This window comes from Burkholderia sp. NFPP32, from assembly GCF_900119325.1.
Lineage (GTDB): Bacteria > Pseudomonadota > Gammaproteobacteria > Burkholderiales > Burkholderiaceae > Burkholderia > Burkholderia pyrrocinia_C.
The window spans coordinates 64,113-83,768 of the sequence record NZ_FPJP01000029.1 but is presented as its reverse complement, the minus strand read 5'-3'; the positions used below and the strand labels follow the sequence as shown (position 1 = coordinate 83,768).

Here is a 19,656-nt window from a genome sequence, read left to right as displayed (position 1 = left end):
CGGCCCCCGTCTCCCGAGCGAACCAGGCAGCCGCGTGAGAGAGTATGTCGCGCTCCATCTCGAGTTGGCGGACTTTACGGCGTAGCCGCGTTAATTCCTGCCTCTCGGCCGTGGTCAGTCCGTCCTGGCGCATTCCCGAGTCGCGATCGGCCTGAGCGACCCAGTTGATGATGCTCTGCGCCGTCGGCTCGAACTCGCGCGCCAATTCCTCAGGCGTACGTCCTGCCTTCACCAGCTCTACCATCTGCGCCCGGAACTCCGCCGGGTACGGCTTCCGATGCTTGCCCATGACGGCACCTCCTCTTCAAAAAGAATAGGTGTCCGTTGAAGCGGGTCAACTTCAGTATGCTTCGCTTTCAGTTTGCTTTTGACCGTCGATCCAGCCATGACAAAGGGCACTTTCCAGCGCCTGTTCGTAAGTCAAGGTGGGTTGCCCGGCGCCTTTTTTGGCAAGGCGCAGCCATATCCCGGTCGAGGTATCGCCGTTTTGCGTCAACCAGCCTTCCCATTCGTTCTGGTCACGGAATGTCAGACGAGGCTCAGTCATGGTGCGATCCGAATGGTTGCATTCAGGCAGCGAGGCTTTTTCGTTCACCGAGACTTCGTAGGTTACCGATTTGCGCGGATTTGGAAATACCCGATTTATCGGTAATTCAACGCGTATTCCGTCGGCGGGAAGATGGAGGTCTTGCCTGGCGGGGCGTCCAGTTGACCGGTTCTTCCCCGCCTCAAAAAATCGACCTTCCCATATACGTCGTCAACCACTCCAGCGCCAGCGTGCTGGAACTCCGGCAATATAAACTGACACGTAATCCCTCGCGCGGACAAGTGTTACGCCGCCTTCAATGACCGGTTGAATCCGCCGCCAGAAACGGACATTCGACATCGCTACCTGAATCGTCGACAATCCGACAAGAATGGTTCTATGTTTACAGTGCTCGTTAGCAATTGCGGAATGAAACCAGCACACTGCCTTACTGTCGGATATGATCTGACACCGATAATGCAGCGCTCAATGAGTGCAATAGCATACCGCATCCAACACAGTCGTCATGCCTGAAAAGAAACTCCGTGGCATTCCTCGTAGGCTCCGTGCTATCCGACGATGGCCGGAACAACTTTCAAGCTACGTTTCCCCCGACGTTTGGAGGTCGAGTGAGCGTTACTGGAATTGGAAAATCCCGGTGCCGTCTAGCCTCGTTCAGGGGCGATATGCTACCGCTGCGACCCGTCGCGCGTGTGCGCAAGGCCTTATCGACGCATCGGCGCTGCTTCTCGCTCGCAAGCCCTTCGGCTGTAGGTCGGTTCGAGTGACCTGCGTAATTTGCCTTCCAGACATGTTCGCGAGCGAGGTATGCGTCTATCTGGACGAGGACTACTTCAGAGCCCACGTTGGCGAGGGTACAAATATTTTCGGTGAAAGAAAATTCATCCGGGACCGGAACCTCTCCCGTGAATGGGCGTTGTACGTGCCACCAGGCATGTCCGAGTCGGGTATTGCGGTTAAGGTCCTTGACGACGACGGTCGCCTGTTCAGCTATGAATGTTGGTACTTTGGTGAAGTGGTTCGATGAAGCGTAAGTGCTAGCCGGATGCGTACTACGGTACCCGACGAGTGGCCCTTGAAAGCAACGCTGAGAGCCGCTTCGGGTTGCCCTGAGCCGACCGCCGTTGGGCTCTGTGCGGCCACGAGCGGACAGTCTGCATCAACACGCAGTTCGCTGCTGGCTGTCTTGAATATTCTTGACGTACCGTTTACGCGTCAAGGATTGGCGGCCTACTAAGATTTTGGTCACTTGTTTTGCATTGCGAGGTCCGTAACGAACTTGTTACATGTGGATCGGGTCCACTCGATTTCCTTAATTGGCCCAAACAACTGCGCGATGACGAACTTGCCCTTCACTAGGATTGCGCTCGCGCACATAACGACCATCGAGGTCTTTGGCTGTCCGTCAATCTGAAATTTCATAGGGACGACCTCCGTCCGTGTGAATGCGACGTCGTCATCGCGATCAATGCCAACCAACGTGGGAGCATCAAATTTGATTTCCTCAACAACATGCCCTGGTGCAAGAGTGTGATTCAGTTGCGCGCTTCGCTCGGTTGCCTGCTGGGTCGCCAGATCGCTGTGTTGCTCCAGATTCTTGAGATTAGAGCGGCTATACGCGGTAAAAGTGCGAAACTCAAGAGTCGACATGGACTTCGACACGATCGCCTTGGGTACCTTGACGATAAGGTATCGAGGGACGGGGGCGAGTTGCGCCTGAAAATTCAGCAATTGCGCACTGGATTCAATTAACGATGCCGCGATCCGCTGGCTCTTGGGATCGGTCGTGTAATCATCCAGGCCCGGGATAGCGGGAATGGCGATTTTCTCAACACCGACCGTTACTGTATTTTCGTTCGCTTGGGCAGCAGGCATTGAGCCTACTGCGAGGACAGTGGCGATCATCAAAACATAGGCCTTACCGAAATCACGCGCGTGTAAGCCGGGCACTTTTTTGTTCATAAGTTCTTTCCCATCTCTAGCACTGGTGGTCAACGCCTCTAATGGCTGCTTTCCGAAAATCTGAAGGGTCGATCGCTGTCGAATGACGAATTCTCCATTGAGTGTGCCGAAATTCACCTGCCGCCGTCGCGCCAGATGAGGCACGCCTGACTTCGCCACTTCAAAAAATCGACCTTCCCGTATAAGTTGTCAACCACTCCAACGCCAACGTCCCCGCCAGCGAGTTCCCGTTAGCATCGAGCCCCGGCGCCCACACGCACACAGCCATCTCTCCGGGCAGCACCGCGACGATCCCGCCGCCGACGCCGCTTTTCGCGGGCAGCCCGACGCGATACACGAAATCGCCGGCCGCGTCGTAGGTGCCGCAGGTCAGCATCAGCGCCGACAGCCGCTTCGCGGAACTCGAATCGACGATGCGCTCGCCGGTCACCGGCGCGACGCCGCCGTTCGCGAGGAACAGCGCGGCGCGCGCCAGCTCGACGCAGTTCATCGTGATCGCGCACTGTCGGCAATACGCGTCGATCACCGTGTCGGGCGGCATCTGCATGTTGCCGAAGCTCGCCATGAAATGCGCCATCGCGCGGTTGCGCTCCGCGTGCTGCAGCTCCGACAGCGCGACGCGCGAATCGTAGTCGATATCGGTCGCGCCGATCAGCCGCCGCACGAATTCGACGAGCGCCGTCTCGGCCCTCACGAAGCGGCGGCACAGCACGTCGGTGACGACCAGCGCGCCGGCGTTGATGAACGGATTGCGCGGCTTGCCGCGCTCGCTTTCGAGCTGCACCAGCGAATTGAACGCGGTGCCGGACGGCTCGCGGCCGACCCGTTCCCACAGCGCATCGCCCAGCAGCTGGAACGCGAGCGTGCACGCGAACAGCTTCGAGATGCTCTGGATCGAGAAGCGCTCGTACGCGTCGCCGACTGTGTAAACGTTTCCGTCGAGCGTCACGACGGCCATCCCGAACTTGTCGGCGGGGATTTTCGCGAGTTCGGGAATATAGTCAGCAACCCGTCCCTGGCCAATCCAGGGGGCGAGTTCGGTGTGGATGCGTTCGAGGATCGTCTGGTAATTCATCACGTCAGGCAGGGTAGGTGCGTGGCCCGGATTCCGGCGAGCCCGTATGGAACCGTCCCGGCGCCGATTCGTCAAGCACGGCCAGCATCATGCCCTTATTTTTGAGACTGGCAAACGGGCAATCGGCGGGCGCAGTATCATGCGGTACGTTTCGGCCGATGGCCGGCGTCGGGAATGACCGGCGCCGCCGCGGCCTCCCCGATGACCCGACCGTTGCCCATGTCTTTTCGCATCCTGCTCGTCGAAGACGACACCCGCCTGTCCACGCTGATCGCAGGCTACCTGCGCAAGAACGACTACGAAGTCGACACTGTGCTGCATGGTGACGCCGCGGTGCCGGCGATCCTGTCCATTCGTCCCGATCTCGTCATTCTCGACGTGAACCTGCCGGGCAAGGACGGCTTCGAAATCTGCCGCGAGGCGCGCAAGCAGTACGACGGCGTGATCATCATGGTGACGGCGCGCGACGAGCCGTTCGACGAGCTGCTCGGCCTGGAATTCGGCGCGGACGACTACGTGCACAAGCCGGTCGAGCCGCGCATCCTGCTCGCGCGGATCAAGGCGCAGCTTCGCCGCGCGCCCGCGCGCACGGTCGAGAGCGCCGCGTCGCAGCCCGAGCGCTACGCGTTCGGCAAGTTCTCGATCGACCGCACCGACCGCACCGTCGTGCTGCCCGACGGCAGCACGCCCGATCTGACGTCGGCCGAATTCGACCTGCTGTGGGCGCTGGTGTGCCATGCGGGCGAAGTCGTCAGCCGCGACGACCTGATGCTGCAGTTGCGCGGCGTCGAATTCGACGGCCTCGACCGTACGATCGACGGGCGCATTTCGAAGCTGCGCCGCAAGCTGCGCGATGACGCGAGCAACCCGCAGCGGATCAAGACGATCCGCAGCAAGGGTTATCAATTCAGCAAGCACGCGTGGGAATGACGCCGCCGTCAGGCGACGCCGTCACGTTCCGCGCGGGCAATCCGCCCGCCAGCCGGGAGCCGCGATGATCCGACGAACCCGTTCGCACCCCGATGCACCGCCGTTGTCGACGCTGCGCTATGTCAGATGGCGCTGGCTGCATTTCCGCCGCGCGTGGACCGATACGCGCGCCGACCGCATTCCGAGCTGGTCGCGCCTTTACGTGCGGACCTACCTGCATCTGCTCGGCCTCGTGCTGTTGACCGCGCTTGTGCCGGCGCTCGCGCTGTGCGTCGAATTGTCGCCGCAGGTCGTGTGGCATGCATTCGACGCGCTGCCGGGCGATATCTGGATCGTGCTCGCGTTCGTGTTCGTCGCGCCCGCGCTCGCCGCGTACCGATGGATGCGGCCGGTCTGGTCGGATCTCGTGATGGTGCGCGAACGCGCGATCGATTTCACGGGCGGGCGCTTCAACACGCGCGCACGCGAATCGCACAGCGTGATCATCGGCCCGCTCGCGCGGACGCTGAACGCGCTCGCGATGCGCATGGAGCGGCTGATCGCCGCGCAGCGCGATCTCACGAACGGCATCTCGCACGAGCTGCGCACGCCGCTCGCGCGCGTGCGCTTCGCGCTGGAGATGCTGCGCGAGCCTGCTTCTGCCGCGGAATACCAGGGGGCGCTCGAGAGCATCGCGCAGGACGTGACCGAGCTCGAGGAATTGATCGACATGAGCCTCACGTTCGCGCGGCTCGAATACAGCTCGCTGCAGTCGAACCTCGAGATGACCGCGCCGGTCGCGTGGTTCGAGCACCAGGTCAGCGACGCGCAACTGCTGTATCCGGAGTGCACGATCGAATCGCGCGTCGCGCTCGAGTCGAACCTGCGCGTGAAGATGGACCGGCGGCTGATGTCGTACGCGATGCGCAACCTGCTGCGCAACGCGAGCAAGTATGCGCACTCGCGGATCGTCGTCGGCATCGCGATGGAGCACGGCAATATCGGGATCTTCGTCGAGGACGACGGCCCCGGCGTGCCGGAGCAGGAGCGCGAACGGATCTTCGACGCGTTCGTGCGCCTCGACCGCCGCACCGGCGGCTACGGGCTCGGCCTGTCGATCACGCGGCAGGTGCTCCATGCGCACAACGGCCGGATCGCGGTCGTCGAGCCGGTCGAGCTCGGCGGCGCGCGCTTCGAGATCAGCTGGCCGATCGGCACGGCGCGCGCCGCGGCCGGGCCGGCGCACTGACGGCGGGCATGCCGGACCGTTGCGCGCGACGCGCACATCAGTACGTGCGGCCGAGCTGCAGGTAGATGTTGCGCCGGCCGCCCGGCGCGAGCGCGACCCCCATGTACAGAGGGCCGAACGCGGTCGACAGGCTCGTGAAGAACGTATAGCTCTGCTTGAGCACGCCGCCGCCGACCTTCACGCCGCTCGACCACACGTTGCCGATTTCCGCGCTGGCGCCGATCGACAGCGCCTTGACCGGCGACGCGTTGAACGTCATCAACTGGTTCATGTAGGTCACGTTTCCGTATGCGAGCTCGTTGCCGGTCAGTTGGTCGGCCGCATACGCGGCCAGATGCTGAAACCCGCCGAGCGTGAAGTTGAACGCGTTGATCAGGTTGGTGCCGCCGATGCTCTTGCCGCCCTCGATCGTCGCGCTGACGCTGTGCCGGCCGAACTGCTGTGCGATCATCGCCTTGCCGTAGATCTCGGTGTAAGGCGTGTCGGACGCATCGCCGAAGTCCCGCGCGGACTCGCTGTTGTGCGACCACAGCGAGCGTTCGACGCGGAATTCGGTGTAGTAACCCCGGCGCGGGAACATCGGATCGTCGAGCTGATCGATCACGAGCCGTGCGCGCGCGGTCAGCGCCTGCGACGTAAAGCTCGGCCATATCAGGGTCGAGGTGCCGTCGTCGAGCTCGAGCGGCAGGTTGTAGTTCGGCGAGCCGTGCCCGGTCGCGTAGCCGATGCCGATCCGGAAGTCGCCGAGCCGGGCGATCGGCAAGCCGAAGTCGATCCCGGTGCGCGTTGTCTGCATCAGGTACTGGTTCTGTTTGATGTCGCCGCTGTCGTCGTACAGGCTGACGTAGCGACGCTGATATTCCGCGTAAGGCGACAGGTAGAAGCCGTATGCCCCCGATAACGGCTGGCGCAATTCGACGCGCGCCGACTGCAGGTCGCTGCCGATCGTCGTATCCGCGCGGAACTCGAGCCCCGATTCGGTGAGCCAGGGCCGCCGGTAGCCGACGTGCAGGCGGAAGCCGCCCTCGTCGGTCGAGCTGCTCGACATGCCCAGGCCGAACAGCAGGAAATTCGGCCCCCAGTATTTCTCGCGCGCATCGATCACGAGCACGTTGTCGTTGCCGTGGCTCACGACCTGTTGCGTGACGCTCTCGAAATTGCCGCCCGTCGTCAGCCCGAGCAGATCCTGGCTGACGGTCTGCGGATCGTAGAGGTCGCCGGGTTTCACGTGCAGCGCGTCACTGACGACGCGCTTCGGCACGCCGCCGCTCGTCTTGATCTCGATGCGCGTGATCCGGACCGGCGGCGGCAGCGGTTGCGCGTGCGCGGAGCGGTAGGCCGCGTATTCCTCGGGCGTGAGCGCGTAGCGCTTCAGGCGCGGCAGCGCGGCGGTTGCCGCCGCTTCGCCCGCGGAGATCGCCTGGCGCGCGTTCTGGAAATCGGTGAAGCCGAGCGAACCGAGCTCCGGCGTGAGCAGCACGTCGTCCGCGGTGGTCTGCTTGCGCTGCGCCGACACGTTCTGCCGAATCAGGATGCCGACCATCTGCTGCATCACGTCGGCGGGCGACGCGAGCGCGTCGAGCGGGCGCAGTTGCGAGCCGATGTCGACGGCGATCACGACGTTCGCGCCCATCTGTCGTGCGGTGTCGACCGGCAGGTTGCTGACGAGGCCGCCGTCCACCAGCGCGCGGCCATTGATCTCGGCCGGCGCGAACAGGCCGGGCATCGCCATGCTCGCGCGAATCGCGAGCGGCAGCGAGCCGTGGTCGAGCACGACCATCTGGCCCGTCTGCAGGTCGGTCGCGACCGCGCGGTACGGGATCGGCAGCCGGTCGAACGGCTGGTTGGTCGGCACGGCAGCGGTCCAGTCGGCGAGCAGTGCCTGCAGCCGGTTGCCCTGCACGAGGCCGACCGGCGCCTTCACGCCGCTCTTGCCGAAGCCGAGCGTCAGGCCGTTGATGTACAGGCGTTCGTCTTCCCGGCTGGTTTGCGGCAGATCCGCGCGCTCGACCACGTCGAACGCGATATCCGCGAGGTTGACCTCCGACAGCCGCTTCTGCATGTCGGCGGCAGCCATGCCGCTCGCATACAGGCCGCCGACCACCGCACCCATGCTGGTGCCCGCGATGCAGTCGATCGGAATGCGGTTTTCCTCGAGCACCTTCAGCACGCCGAGGTGCGCGTAGCCGCGCGCGCCGCCGCCGGACAGCACGAGGCCGATCGACGGGCGGCCGGCCGGGCCGCCGTCGGCCGTGCAGTCGTGCGCGGCCGTGGGCGTTGCGGCGGGGGCAGCGGCCACCGGCGTGCCGGCCGCAGCGGGGGCGGGCGCGGTGGCGGTGGCCGGCAGCGGCTGCGCGGCGACCGTGCAGCACCAGAAGGCGACGAGCGTCGTGCAGAGCGGGCGCACCCGCGCCCAGCGGGAGGAAACGGTCGCTGTCATTGAGGAAATACCTGGCGTGATCGGGCGTCTGAAGCCTGCCGGGAGCAGGCAAGACCGAGAGATTACCGTGTTTTACAGGCGCAGCGCGAGAGACCGTTTCGGAGTCCGACACCCTCGAAGCGCTGTTTTCGGCAATTTCGTCGCGAAATAATCATCGGAATTGGCTAAAGTATCGGCACGATTTGCCGCTAACTTCATGATGGGGCGGCAGGCGCGCCGCGGGGATGCGGCGGGGCCGTCCCGGCCCGATCGTTCAAAAAGGCTTGATATGTCGACACCGCTGTTCGGAAAGTTGTTTGCGCAACCCGTTGCGATCGATCCTGGGACGGCGAGTACGCAGATCTATACGCACGAGCGCGGCGTGGTGCTGAACCAGCCGTCGGTCATCTGCTTCCGCAAGGCCGGCGCGAACGACGCGCGGCCGACGCTCGAGGCCGTCGGCGAGCGTGCGAAGGCGCTGCTCGGCCGCGAACCGGGGCATCTCGAAGCCGTGCGGCCGATGCGGCACGGCGTGATCGCCGACGCGCACGCGGCCGAGCAGATGATCCGCAGCTTCATCGATATGTCGCGCACGCGTTCGCGCTTCGGCCGCCGCGTCGAGGTCACGCTGTGCGTGCCGTCCGATGCGACGGCCGTCGAGCGCCGCGCGATCCGCGAGGCCGCATTCGCGGCCGGCGTGTCGGAGGTCGCACTGATCGAGGAATCGCTGGCTGCCGGGCTCGGCGCGGGCCTGCCGGTGACCGAGCCGGTCGGCTCGATGGTCATCGACATCGGCGGCGGGACGACCGAAGTCGCGGTGATCGCGCTCGGCGGCATCGTCTACCGCGAAGCGATCCGCGTCGGCGGCAGCCAGTTCGACGCGGCGATCGTGAACCACATCCGCAGCCTGTACGGCGTGCTGCTCGGCGAGCAGACGGCCGAGCACGTGAAGAAGACGATCGGCTCGGCCACCAGCGCGGTGCCGCGCACGACGACGCGCGCGGTCGGGCGCAGCATCAGCGACGGCCTGCCGCGCTCGGTCGAGCTGTCCAACCACGACGTCGCGGACGCGCTGGCCGCACCGCTCAAGCAGGTGATCGGCGCGGTGAAGTCGGTGCTGGAAAACGCGCCGGCCGAACTCGTGACCGACATCGCGAATCGCGGCGTGGTGCTGACGGGCGGCGGCGCGCTGCTCGCGGATCTCGAACGCCTGCTGTACGACGAGACGGGGGTGATCGCACGGATCGCCGACGAGCCGGCCACCTGCGCGGTGCGCGGCGCCGGCGAGGCGATGGGGCGGCTGGCGATGTGTCCGGCCGATTGACGCGGTCCGATTCGGTTCGGGCCGGGCATCACGGCGCAATGCAGCCATTCACATTCTTTCGATCTCCATAGCGCCAGCCTGCCCTCCAGCGCAAAGCGAGTCGGTCTTCTTTCCAACTGGTCGGTAACGGGCCGGCATCGGCCGGCCGCGTGGACACGTGCGAGCGCGCCGTGCTAGCGTTACGCGCCCATGCCGGGCCGGGCCAGCCGATACGCCCGACGACCTGAGAGACCGAAAACCTTGAATTACCAAACCAAACGGGGCTTTGCGGCCCGGGCGGGCCGCCTGCTGGCCGTCGTCGCGGGCATCTGGGTTGCCGCGGCCGTCGCGCTCGTCGCGTACGGGATGCGGATGCCGGGCGAACCGGCCGACGTCGCCGTGATTTTCGGCAACGCGCTCGACGATACGGGTGCGCCGAAGCCCGTGCTCGCGGCCCGGCTCGACATCGGCGTGCGCTGCTACCGCACGGGGCAGTGCCCGGCGTTTCTGGTCAGCGGCGCGATCGACGGCCCCGGGCTGAACGAGGCGACGGCCATGCGCGACTATCTCGTGGCGCGCGGCGTGCCGGCCGACCGGATCGCCGTCGACGACCAGGGCGACAACACGCTCGCGACCGCCCGGCACACGCTTGCGTACCTGCAGGCGCACCGCCTGTCGCGCGTGCTGATCGTCAGCCAGTACTACCATCTTGCGCGGGCGCGACTTGCGTTCGAGCGCGTCGGTATCGCGCGGGCGAACATCTCCGCCGCGTATCCGCGCCGCTTCCAGTTGCGCGATGTCTATTCGAGCTGGCGCGAGGTGCCGGCCTACGCGGTGTATGCGATGCGTCTGTGGGCGAATCCCGACGCGCGGCCGTTCTCGTTCCGGCCGATGCTTTACCTGATGAGCCTGTTTTTCGTAACGCGACGCCCGGGGACGAACGCCCCCGGCGCATGATTTTCTCCTTCCTTCGGGTTTCCTGCCGTTTCACGCCGAATACGGCGTTCTTTCATTCTCGCCGGCTGTACGAATGTCATGGGCGCCGGACAAGCGATAACGATTCGCGTTTAAGGTTTGATGCGAGACGGAAATGAGGAAATTTTGGCGGGTTTGTGAAAATCCGGCTTGTATTGTTTATTAAACGGATAGTTATTATCCGCGTAAGCGATTCGCCAGAATGAAAATATTGCGCTGCAAAAATCGTGTTCCCTGAATCGAGGTCGTATATCAGCGTTTCCACGTATACGGCGATTCCGGTGTTTTTGAGAAAGATCAAAATAAGCCGGTGAAAACACGGGATTCTGCTTCCGGGTACGCGTTGGCGGGTAAAAAACACATGCTCATTCGGCCCTTGACCCGATGGGTAAACAGCAGCAACTGGAAAATGGCGTGAGTTTGATATAGCCTTGTCTGACAAAAAGCAGGGCAGTAGTCAAATCAACCAGAAAGTCGCTGCATAAAACCAGGGGCCGCCATCATGCCATTCGACTAGTTGCGCATCCGCAGTCCGGGGCTTATCAAAAATTCATCACGAATAAACCGACGTCGCATCGCGACCGCCGGCGGGCACGCTTTTGACCGCGGATTTTCTGCTGCATGCCGTTCGGCGTAGGCGCAATACCAATATCAAAGAAAAAATGAGGGAAAGCATGAATCTTGCGCGTTCGAAAAAAGCCGGCGAGCCGTTTCCGAGACTGCTGTTGCCGACGGGTGTTTTCCTGGCGCTGTCCGGCGCCGGCGTCGTTCCCGCCCATGCGACCTGCAGCACGGCAGGCACCACGGTGACCTGTTCCGGCGTTGCGAACCCGCTGGCTCCCAGTTACGCGAACAGCGCGAACAACCTGAACGCGACGGTCAACCCCGGCGCGACCGTCGGCGTGCTGCTCGGCGTCGGCGGCACGGCGATGTCGCTGACCGGCAACGGCGTCACGCTGACCAACAACGGCACGATCGATCCTTCCGCGCTCGGCTCGGGGCTTGGCGTGCTGTCGAGCGGAGCCGTGGTCGGCAACGCGTCGGCGAGCCACACGACCGTCGTCAATAACGGCACGATGAACGGTTCGACGGGGGTGGCGATCAGCGGCGTGACGGGCATGGCGCTGTCAGTGCAGAACGGCACGGGCGGTACGTCGGACATCACGAACACCGGCACGATCGGCTCCAGCCCGCTGGTCGGCGCGACCCTCGTCGGCGCGGACGCGCCCGTGGTCGCTGCATACGGCGGCGGTCAGGTCAATATGTCAAACAGCGGAACGATCACCGGCCGCGTATCGTTCGGCTCGAGCGGCACGCCCGGTCAGGGCAATACGTTTACCAACTCGGGCACGATCAACGGCGGCGTGTCGATGGGCGCGAATAGCACCAACACGTTCAATGCCGTGACGGGCTCGTCGGTCAACACGGCGGGCGGCACCGGCGGCGCGTTCAACATCACGGTCGGCCCGGTCACGCTCGGCGTCGCGGCGACGGGCGTCGTCGACGGCGGCGCGGGCGGCAACAACACGCTCAATCTGCAGCAGGGCGCCACCGCGAACGGCACGATCGCGGTCAACAACTACATCAACTTCAACCACCTCGACGTCAACAGCGGCAACTGGACGATCAACGGTGCGTCTACCGCGCAGGACGCGACGCTGAGCGGCGGCGTCGCGATCATCAACGACAATGCGTCGCTCGGCACCGGCAACGTCACGGCCAATGGCGGCGCGCTGCAGGCGGGCACGGCAGGGCTCAACGTCTCCAACAACGTGACGCTCAACGGCGGCGGCTTGACGGTGCAGGGTACGACCGGGCTCACGCTGTCGGGCACGGTGACGGGCGCAGGCGCGCTGACGAAGAACGACAGCGGCACGCTGACGCTGTCCGGTGCGAGCACGTACTCGGGCGGCACGAACCTGAACGGCGGCGGTCTGGTCGTCGGCAACAATACGTCGCTCGGCACGGGCGCGTTGAACGTCAACACGAACGCGTCGATCGACACGAGCGCAAACGTGACGCTCAACAACGCGGTCAATCTCACCACCGGCACGACGCTGACGATCGGCGGCAGCAACGATCTCGGGCTGGCCGGCTCGATCGGCGGAGCCGGCGGCCTCGTGAAGAACGGCGCGGCGATCACCACGCTGACCGGCGCGAATACGTATACCGGCGGCACGACGATCAACAGCGGGACGCTCGCGCTGGGCGCGGGCGGCAGCCTGGCGGCGACGGGCACGGTCAACCTGACCGGCGCGGGCGCGACGTTCGACGTGAGCAACGCATCGGGCGCGCAGACCATCGGCTCGCTGGCCGGCGCGGCCGGCACGAACGTGAACCTCGGCGGCAATTCGCTGACGCTCAACGGCAGCGCCAATGCGACCTATGCCGGCACGATCGGCGGGGCGGGCAGCGTGACGCTGTCAGGCGCCGGCACGCAAACGCTGACGGGCACGAACACGTATACGGGCGGCACGAACCTGAATGGCGGCAACCTCGCCGTCGGCAGCAATACGTCGCTCGGCTTCGGAGCGGTGAACGTGAACGGTTCGTCGACGCTCGATGCGACCACCAACGTGTCGCTCACGAACGGCGTCAATATCGCGACGGGCACGACGCTGACGCTCGTCGGTAGCACCGGTCTCGGCCTGAGCGGCGTGATCGCCGGCGGGGGCGGGCTCGTGAAGAACGGCGCGGCGGCGGTGACGCTGTCCGGCGCGAACACCTATACGGGCGGCACGACGCTGAACGCCGGCGGCCTGGTGCTCGGCAACGGCTCGGCGCTCGGCACCGGCGCGCTGACCGTCGGCGGCGCGGCGACGCTCGATACGACCACGAGCCTGACGGTCGGCAACGCAATCGATCTCGGAACGGCCACCACGCTGACGCTGGGCGGCAGCAACGCCCTCGGGTTGAGCGGCGCGATTTCCGGTGCGGGCAGCCTCGTGAAGGACGGCGCGGCGACCACCACGCTGACGGGCGCGAACACGTATACAGGCGGCACGACGATCAACGCGGGCACGCTGGCGCTCGGCGCGGGCGGCAGTCTCGCGGCAACGGGCACGGTGAATCTCGCCAACGCCGGTGCGACGCTCGACATCGGCGCGGGCGGTGCGCAGGCGATCGGTGCGCTGTCGGGCGTGGCGGGCACGAACGTGAGCCTCGGCGGCAACGTGCTGACGCTCGGCGGTACGGCCAGCGGCACCTTCGGCGGCGCGATCTCCGGCACCGGCGGCCTGACGCTGGCCGGCACCGGCACGCAGACGCTGAACGGCGCGAGCACCTATACGGGCGGCACGAACCTGAACAGCGGCGGCCTCGTGCTCGGCAACAACAGCGCGCTCGGCACCGGCGCGCTGACCGTCGGCGGCGCGGCGACGCTCGATACGAATACGAGCGTGACGCTCACCAACGCGGTCAATCTTGCCGGCGCCGGCTCGACACTGACACTCGGCGGCGGCAACGCCCTCGCTCTGAGCGGCGGGATATCCGGCGCCGGCAGCCTCGTGAAGAACGGCGCGACGACGACGACACTGACCGGCGCAAACACGTACTCGGGCACCACGACGATCAACAGCGGCACGCTCGCGCTCGGCGCGGGCGGCAGCTTCGCGTCGACCGGCTCGGTGAACCTGGCCGGCGCGGGTGCGGCGCTCGACCTGAGCGGTGCAACGGGTGCGCAGTCGCTCGGCGCGCTGTCGGGCGTCGCGGGAACGAACATCAGCCTTGGCGGCAACGCACTGACGCTCGGCGGGACCGCCAGCGGCACGTTCAGCGGGACGATCGGCGGCGCGGGCAGCCTGACGCTGGCCGGCACCGGCACGCAGACGCTGAACAGTGCGAATACCTATACCGGCGGCACGAACCTGAACAGCGGCAGCGTCGTGCTCGGCAACGCCGCGGCACTCGGCACCGGCGCGCTGAACGTCGGCGGCGCGGCGACGCTCGATACGAACGCGAGCCTGACGGTGAGCAACGGGGTCAATCTCGGCACGGGTGCGGCGCTCACGCTGGGCGGCAGCAACGCGCTCGGGCTGAGCGGTGCGATTTCCGGCGCGGGCGCACTCGTGAAGAACGGCGCGGCGACCACGACGCTGACCGCTGCGAACACCTACACCGGCGGCACGACGATCAACGCGGGCACGCTGGCGCTGGGCGCGGGCGGCAGCCTCGCGTCGACGGGCGCGGTGAACCTGGCCGGCGCGGGCGCGACGTTCGACGTGAGCGGTGCGACAGGCGCGCAGACGATCGGCACGCTGTCGGGCGCGGCCGGCACGAACGTGAATCTCGGCGCGAATGCGCTGACGCTGAACGGCGCCGGCACCGCATTCGGCGGCGCGATCGCCGGCACGGGCGGCGTCACGGTGGCGAGCGGCACGCAGGTGCTGACCGGCAGCAACACGTACACGGGCGGCACCACGATCGCGGCCGGCGGCACGCTGCAACTCGGCAACGGCGGCACGTCGGGCAGCATCGCCGGCAACGTCGTCGACAACGGCGCGCTGGTGTTCAATCAGTCCGGCAGCGTGACGGTTGCAAGCGTGCTGTCCGGCACCGGTTCGCTGACGCAGGCCGGCAGCGGGCAACTGACGCTGACGGGCACGAACACGCTGAGCGGCCCGACCACCGTCAGCGACGGCACGCTCGCCGTCAACGGTTCGCTCGCCCAGTCGGCCGTGACCGTGCAGAACGGCGCGACGCTGACGGGCACCGGCACGATCGGCGGCCTCGTGGTGCAGGGCGGCGCGACGGCGGCTGCATCGCAGCCGGGCGCGGCGCTGAACGTGGCCGGCAACGTCACGTTCCAGCCGGGTTCGACGTTCCAGGTCGCGGCCACGCCGCAGCAAAGCGGCAGCGTCGCCGCGACGGGCACGGCGACGCTGAACGGCGGCACCGTGCAGGTGCTCGCGAACCAGAGCGCCTATCAGCCGGGCACCACCTACACGATCCTCACCGCCTCGTCGGGCGTGCAGGGCGCATTCAACCAGGTGACTGCGAACTACGCGTTCCTGATGCCGACGCTCAGCTACGATCCGGATCACGTGTACCTGCAACTGGTCGGGAACGGCACCGCGCTGCCCGACGTCGCGACGACGCCGAACCAGCGCGCGGTCGCGACCGCGCTCGGCGGGCTCGGCGCCGGCAACCCGCTGTACGACGCGGTGCTGACGACCGACGCGGGCACCGCGCGCCGCGCATACGGGCTGCTCGACGGCGAACTGCAGGCGAGCCTGAAGAGCATGCTGCTGCTCGACAGCCGTTATGTGCGCGACGCGGTGACCGATCGCGTCCGCCAGGGTCTCGCGCCCGGCTCGGGCCCGCTCGCCGCGCTGTCGTCGGGCGGTGCCGCGCTGTGCGGCGACAACACGGCCGGCGCGGTCGACCCGACGCTGCCGCCGGAACGCCGGATCGGTTCGCGCGACGGCTGCTACGGCGGCACGCCTTACCAGCCGGTCGTCTGGGGGCAGGCGTTCGGCGGCCGCAGCCGGCTTGCCGGCGACGGCAACGCATCGACGATCAAGCGCAGCATGACGGGCTTCATCGCCGGTGCCGACATGGCGCTCAACGACAAGTGGCGTGCGGGCCTGGCCGCGGGCGTCACGCACGGCTCGCTCGACAACGACCAGAGTTCGTCGGCGTCGGTGAACAGCTACTACCTGTCGCTATACGGCGGTGCGCAGTACGGTGCGCTCGGCGTGCGCGGCGGCGCGTCGTACACGTGGTACCGGATCAACAGCGACCGTTATCCGGGCTTCGCGGGCTTCTCCGATCACGACTCGGCCGGCTACAACGCGAATTCGGCGCAGGTGTTCGGCGAAGTCGGCTACGCGCTGCCGGTCGGGCCCGTCGCGCTCGAACCGTTCGCGGGCATCGCGTACGTGAACCTGCATACCGACGGCTATACGGAAAGCGGCGGCGCGGCAGCGCTGCGAGCCGGCGGCGAGACGACCCACGTCGGCTTCTCGACGCTCGGCCTGCGCGCGGCGTCGCAGCTCGGCTCGATCGCGGGCGGCACGTTCACCGCGCGCGGGACGGTCGGCTGGCGCCATGCGTTCGGCAACGTGCGGCCGTCGTCGGCGTTCACGTTCGCGAACGGCGGCACGTCGTTCCAGGTGTCGGGCGTGCCGATTGCTCGCGACAGCGCAGTGCTCGAGGCCGGCATCGACGCGAACATCACGAAGCGCCTGACGCTCGGCCTCACGTACAGCGGCCAGTACGGCAGCGGCGTGCGCGACAACGCGGTGCTCGGCAACATCCTGTGGAAGTTCTGACCGGCGCGTAACACGCCCACGTCGGCGCCGGCCTCGGCGCCCGCTCGCGACGCCATGCGGCGACGGAAACGTCGCACGGCGTCGCGGCCGTTTCGTCGCTGCGCGCGTTCCCCGTTCTGGCCTATCCTGTGCGAAACACGCGACGCGCGCCGCGCGTTGCGCCTCGACACAGGAGCATCGATGCCGAATCACGCCGAAGCCACGACGACGCAGGCGCCGCAAGTCGCGCCTGTTGCCCCGACCCCAGTGTCGGGCCCTGCATTCATCGCACCCGAAGCCGATCCGCAGGCGCTCGCGCGCGGCAACCAGTACGTGCTGAAATCCGGCGACGCATTCGTGGTCGGCGATGCGCTCGGCGACATCGGCGGCCACGACGACGGCCTGTTCGTCGACGACATGCGCGTGCTGTCGAAATGGCGCCTGACGTTCGGCGGCCGTGCGCCGTCGCTGCTGTCGGGCGCGACGAGCGCCGACAACGCATCGTTTACCGCACACCTGACCAACCGCCCGCTGCCGCCGCTCGGCGGCCGCGAGACACCCGAGGGCGTGATCCATATCGAACGGATGCGCGTGCTCGCGGGCGACATACTGTACGAAGCGCTGACGCTGACGAACTACGGCGCGAGCGAAGCCGAGGTGCCGCTGTCGCTGTCGTTCGCGGCCGATTTCAAGGACATGTTCGAGGTGCGCGGCACGCAGCGCCCGAAGCGCGGCACGGTGGCTGCCCCGCGCGTCGACGCGGGCGCGGTGCGGCTGCGCTACGACGGCCTCGACGGCGTCGAGCGCAACGTGACCGTGCATTTCTCGCCGGCGCCCGACGCACTGTCGGTCGATCGCGCCGACTACACGCTGACGATCGCCGCGCAGGCGTGCGTGTCGATCTACCTGACCGTTGACGCGACGCTTGGCCCGGCGCACATCGAAGGGCCCGGGTGCGGCCGCGTCGCGCTGCGCACCGCGCTTGTCGGCGTGCACCGCGAGATGCGCGCGCGGCGCGAGTCGATGGCGCGCGTGAACACCGGCAATCCGCTGTTCGACGCATGGCTCGATCGTTCGCTCGCGGATCTCGGGCTGCTCACGACGCAGCTCGACACGGGGCCGTACCCGTATGCGGGCATTCCGTGGTTCTCGACGCCGTTCGGCCGCGACGCGGTGATCACGTCGCTGCAGATGCTGTGGCTGCAGCCGTCGCTCGCGCGCGGCGTGCTGCGTTTCCTGGCCGAGCATCAGGCGCGCGAGACGTCCGCGTTCCGCGACGCGGAGCCCGGCAAGATCATGCACGAGTTCCGCCGCAGCGAGATGGCCGCGACGGGCGAGGTGCCGTTCGCGCTGTACTACGGCGGCGTCGACACGACTCCGCTGTTCATCGTGCTGGCCGGCGCGTATGTCGAACGCACCGGCGACGATGCGCTGATCGACGAGCTGTGGCCCGCGCTCGAGCGCGCCGCGCAATGGGTGATCGACAAGTGCGACCGCAATCCTTACGGACTGCTCGATTATCAGCGCACGTCGGAGCGCGGCCTCGCGAACCAGGGCTGGAAGGACAGTCACGATTCGGTGTTTCATGAGGACGGCCGCTTCCCGGACGGGCCGATCGCGCTCGTCGAAGTGCAGGCCTATGCGTGCGCGGCGCTCGATGCGATGTCGGCATGCTCGCACCGGCGCGGCCACGCGGCCGACGCCACGCGCTACGCGCTGCGCGCGAAGGCACTGCGCGAGCAGGTCGACGCGCTGTTCTGGATGCCGGAAGGCGATTTCTACGGGATCGCACTCGACGGTCATGGCGACCTGTGCCGCGTGTTCGCATCGAACGCGGGCCACCTGCTCGCGTTCGGGCTGCCCGATGCCGAGCGCGGCGCGGCGGTTGCCGGCGTGCTCGGCTCGGCGCTGTTCCAGACGGGCTGGGGCATCCGCACGCTGGCGGCCGGCCAGCCGCGTTTCAACCCGATGGCGTATCACAACGGCTCGGTGTGGCCGCACGACAATGCGCTGATCGCCCGCGGCCTCGCGCGCTACGGCGACAAGACGGCCGCGGTGAACCTGCTGCGCGCGCTGTTCGAGGCGGCGGTGAGCTTCGAGATGCGGCTGCCCGAGCTGTTCTGCGGGTTCCCGCGCCGGCGCGGCGAACCGCCGACCGCGTATCCGGTCGCGTGCCTGCCGCAGGCGTGGGCGGCCGGTGCGCCGTTCATGATGCTGCAGGCGTGCCTCGGCGTGAGCATCGATGCATCGCGCCACGAGGTGCGCGTCGAGCGTCCGACGCTGCCGGAAGGTGTCGACTGGCTGCGGATCGATGCGCTGCGCGTCGGCGACGAAACCGTGTCGCTGACGTTCCGCCGCGTCGACGGCCATGTCGTCGCGTCGGCCGAGCAGCCGGGCCGCGTGAAGGTGGTCGCGGTGCTGTAGTGCGGCGACGTGCAAACGTTGCGCGATGTCGCGCCACGTTTGCACGCAGCGGCATAGAATCGTGACATGACCCTTGAACGATGGCGGAGGTAGACGATGACGACCGACAACCGGCCCGACGACGGCGAACAGAAGCTCGAGAATCTGGAGGCGGCGGTCGACCACCTGCACAAGTCGATCGAATCGCAGAGCATCGCGGTCGGCGCGGCGAAGGGCATCCTGTTCAGCCTGATCGAAACGCTCGGCGCACTGATCGGGGATCCCGACCTGCCCGAGCATGCGCGTTCGGGTTACGAGGCGCTGCGCGACAAGGCGAGCGAATTGCGCGGCGGGCTCGACCGGCATTGACGCGCGGATTGCGCCGGCGCCCGCCGCACGGGCGGCGCCGGCGCTGCCCGATTCTGCAGACGAAGCACAAACTCCCTTGCGCTCAATGAGTTAGGTGGCCGATGCGCAGGATATCCACAAGCTTGCCAACACAATCTGTGGAGAACCGGCCGGGTGCACGGCACGCGCCCGGCGTGCGGTTCGAATGACCTTGC

General features: G+C 66.6%; 12 protein-coding genes and 1 pseudogene. 8 read left to right on the top strand and 5 right to left on the bottom strand.

All coding sequences use genetic code 11. The annotated features are described in order from the left end of the window. Both BT264_RS33035 and BT264_RS33030 read right to left on the bottom strand, forming a co-directional pair. Positions 1–289 (bottom strand): transposase (locus BT264_RS33035; RefSeq protein WP_143156745.1); only part of this gene is annotated, 289 nt, incomplete at its 3' end. A gap of 54 nt (positions 290–343) precedes the next feature. Then, positions 344–547: pseudogene (locus BT264_RS33030) on the bottom strand (YdeI family protein); the annotation flags it as partial. 505 nt (positions 548–1,052) lie between these two features. On the opposite strand from BT264_RS33030, the gene BT264_RS33025 reads away from it, so the two are divergent. Further along, complete coding sequence (locus BT264_RS33025; RefSeq protein ID WP_072444295.1) at positions 1,053–1,574, top strand: DUF3916 domain-containing protein; 522 nt, start codon at positions 1,053–1,055, stop codon at positions 1,572–1,574. A gap of 218 nt (positions 1,575–1,792) precedes the next feature. Here BT264_RS33025 and BT264_RS33020 read toward each other — a convergent pair whose 3' ends face one another. Further along, positions 1,793–2,653: a hypothetical protein gene (locus BT264_RS33020; RefSeq protein WP_143155794.1), complete on the bottom strand. Its 861-nt coding sequence runs from the start codon at positions 2,651–2,653 to the stop codon at positions 1,793–1,795. A gap of 16 nt (positions 2,654–2,669) precedes the next feature. Continuing rightward, positions 2,670–3,584 carry a glutaminase gene (locus tag BT264_RS33015; RefSeq protein ID WP_072444292.1) on the bottom strand — a complete coding sequence of 305 codons (915 nt, stop codon included), beginning with the start codon at positions 3,582–3,584 and terminating at the stop codon, positions 2,670–2,672. A 219-nt stretch (positions 3,585–3,803) separates the two neighbouring features. Here BT264_RS33015 and BT264_RS33010 point away from each other — a divergent pair, with 219 nt between their 5' ends. Together BT264_RS33010 and BT264_RS33005 are read left to right on the top strand one after the other, a co-directional pair. Beyond that, the gene (locus BT264_RS33010) at positions 3,804–4,514 is read left to right on the top strand and encodes a response regulator (RefSeq protein WP_072444290.1); all 711 of its coding nucleotides are present in this window, start codon (positions 3,804–3,806) and stop codon (positions 4,512–4,514) included. A gap of 64 nt (positions 4,515–4,578) precedes the next feature. Next, positions 4,579–5,742: an ATP-binding protein gene (locus BT264_RS33005; protein WP_072444288.1), complete on the top strand. Its 1,164-nt coding sequence runs from the start codon at positions 4,579–4,581 to the stop codon at positions 5,740–5,742. A gap of 37 nt (positions 5,743–5,779) precedes the next feature. Here BT264_RS33005 and BT264_RS33000 read toward each other — a convergent pair whose 3' ends face one another. Then, entirely contained in the window at positions 5,780–8,182 is a 2,403-nt protein-coding gene (locus tag BT264_RS33000; protein WP_072444286.1) for a patatin-like phospholipase family protein, read from the bottom strand. 268 nt (positions 8,183–8,450) lie between these two features. Between BT264_RS33000 and BT264_RS32995 the strand changes: the two genes are divergently transcribed. The 5 genes from BT264_RS32995 (at position 8,451) to BT264_RS32975 (ending at position 19,462) form a co-directional block, all read left to right on the top strand. Next, a complete protein-coding gene (locus BT264_RS32995; protein ID WP_072444284.1) occupies positions 8,451–9,485 on the top strand; it encodes a rod shape-determining protein in 1,035 nt (344 codons plus the stop codon). A 240-nt stretch (positions 9,486–9,725) separates the two neighbouring features. Beyond that, on the top strand, positions 9,726–10,421 hold the full coding sequence (locus BT264_RS32990) for a YdcF family protein (RefSeq protein ID WP_110281434.1): 696 nt from the start codon (positions 9,726–9,728) through the stop codon (positions 10,419–10,421). Positions 10,422–11,113: 692 nt separating this feature from the next. Then, positions 11,114–16,711: an autotransporter domain-containing protein gene (locus BT264_RS32985; RefSeq protein WP_072444281.1), complete on the top strand. Its 5,598-nt coding sequence runs from the start codon at positions 11,114–11,116 to the stop codon at positions 16,709–16,711. 180 nt (positions 16,712–16,891) lie between these two features. Beyond that, complete coding sequence (locus BT264_RS32980; protein WP_072444298.1) at positions 16,892–19,114, top strand: amylo-alpha-1,6-glucosidase; 2,223 nt, start codon at positions 16,892–16,894, stop codon at positions 19,112–19,114. Between the two features lie 96 nt (positions 19,115–19,210). Continuing rightward, positions 19,211–19,462, top strand: a complete 252-nt coding sequence (locus BT264_RS32975) for a hypothetical protein (protein WP_034180596.1) — start codon at positions 19,211–19,213, stop codon at positions 19,460–19,462. The last annotated feature ends 194 nt before the right edge of the window (positions 19,463–19,656 follow it).

What these genes read in the sequence shown, in the direction of transcription:
- BT264_RS33000 (WP_072444286.1), bottom strand. Translation starts at nt 8,182, where the DNA reads ATGACAGCGACCGTTTCCTCCCGCTGGGCGCGGGTGCGCCCGCTCTGC.
- BT264_RS32995 (WP_072444284.1), top strand. Translation starts at nt 8,451, where the DNA reads ATGTCGACACCGCTGTTCGGAAAGTTGTTTGCGCAACCCGTTGCGATC.
- BT264_RS32975 (WP_034180596.1), top strand. Translation starts at nt 19,211, where the DNA reads ATGACGACCGACAACCGGCCCGACGACGGCGAACAGAAGCTCGAGAAT.
- BT264_RS33005 (WP_072444288.1), top strand. Translation starts at nt 4,579, where the DNA reads ATGATCCGACGAACCCGTTCGCACCCCGATGCACCGCCGTTGTCGACG.
- BT264_RS33010 (WP_072444290.1), top strand. Translation starts at nt 3,804, where the DNA reads ATGTCTTTTCGCATCCTGCTCGTCGAAGACGACACCCGCCTGTCCACG.
- BT264_RS32980 (WP_072444298.1), top strand. Translation starts at nt 16,892, where the DNA reads ATGCCGAATCACGCCGAAGCCACGACGACGCAGGCGCCGCAAGTCGCG.
- BT264_RS32985 (WP_072444281.1), top strand. Translation starts at nt 11,114, where the DNA reads ATGAATCTTGCGCGTTCGAAAAAAGCCGGCGAGCCGTTTCCGAGACTG.
- BT264_RS33025 (WP_072444295.1), top strand. Translation starts at nt 1,053, where the DNA reads ATGCCTGAAAAGAAACTCCGTGGCATTCCTCGTAGGCTCCGTGCTATC.
- BT264_RS33015 (WP_072444292.1), bottom strand. Translation starts at nt 3,584, where the DNA reads ATGAATTACCAGACGATCCTCGAACGCATCCACACCGAACTCGCCCCC.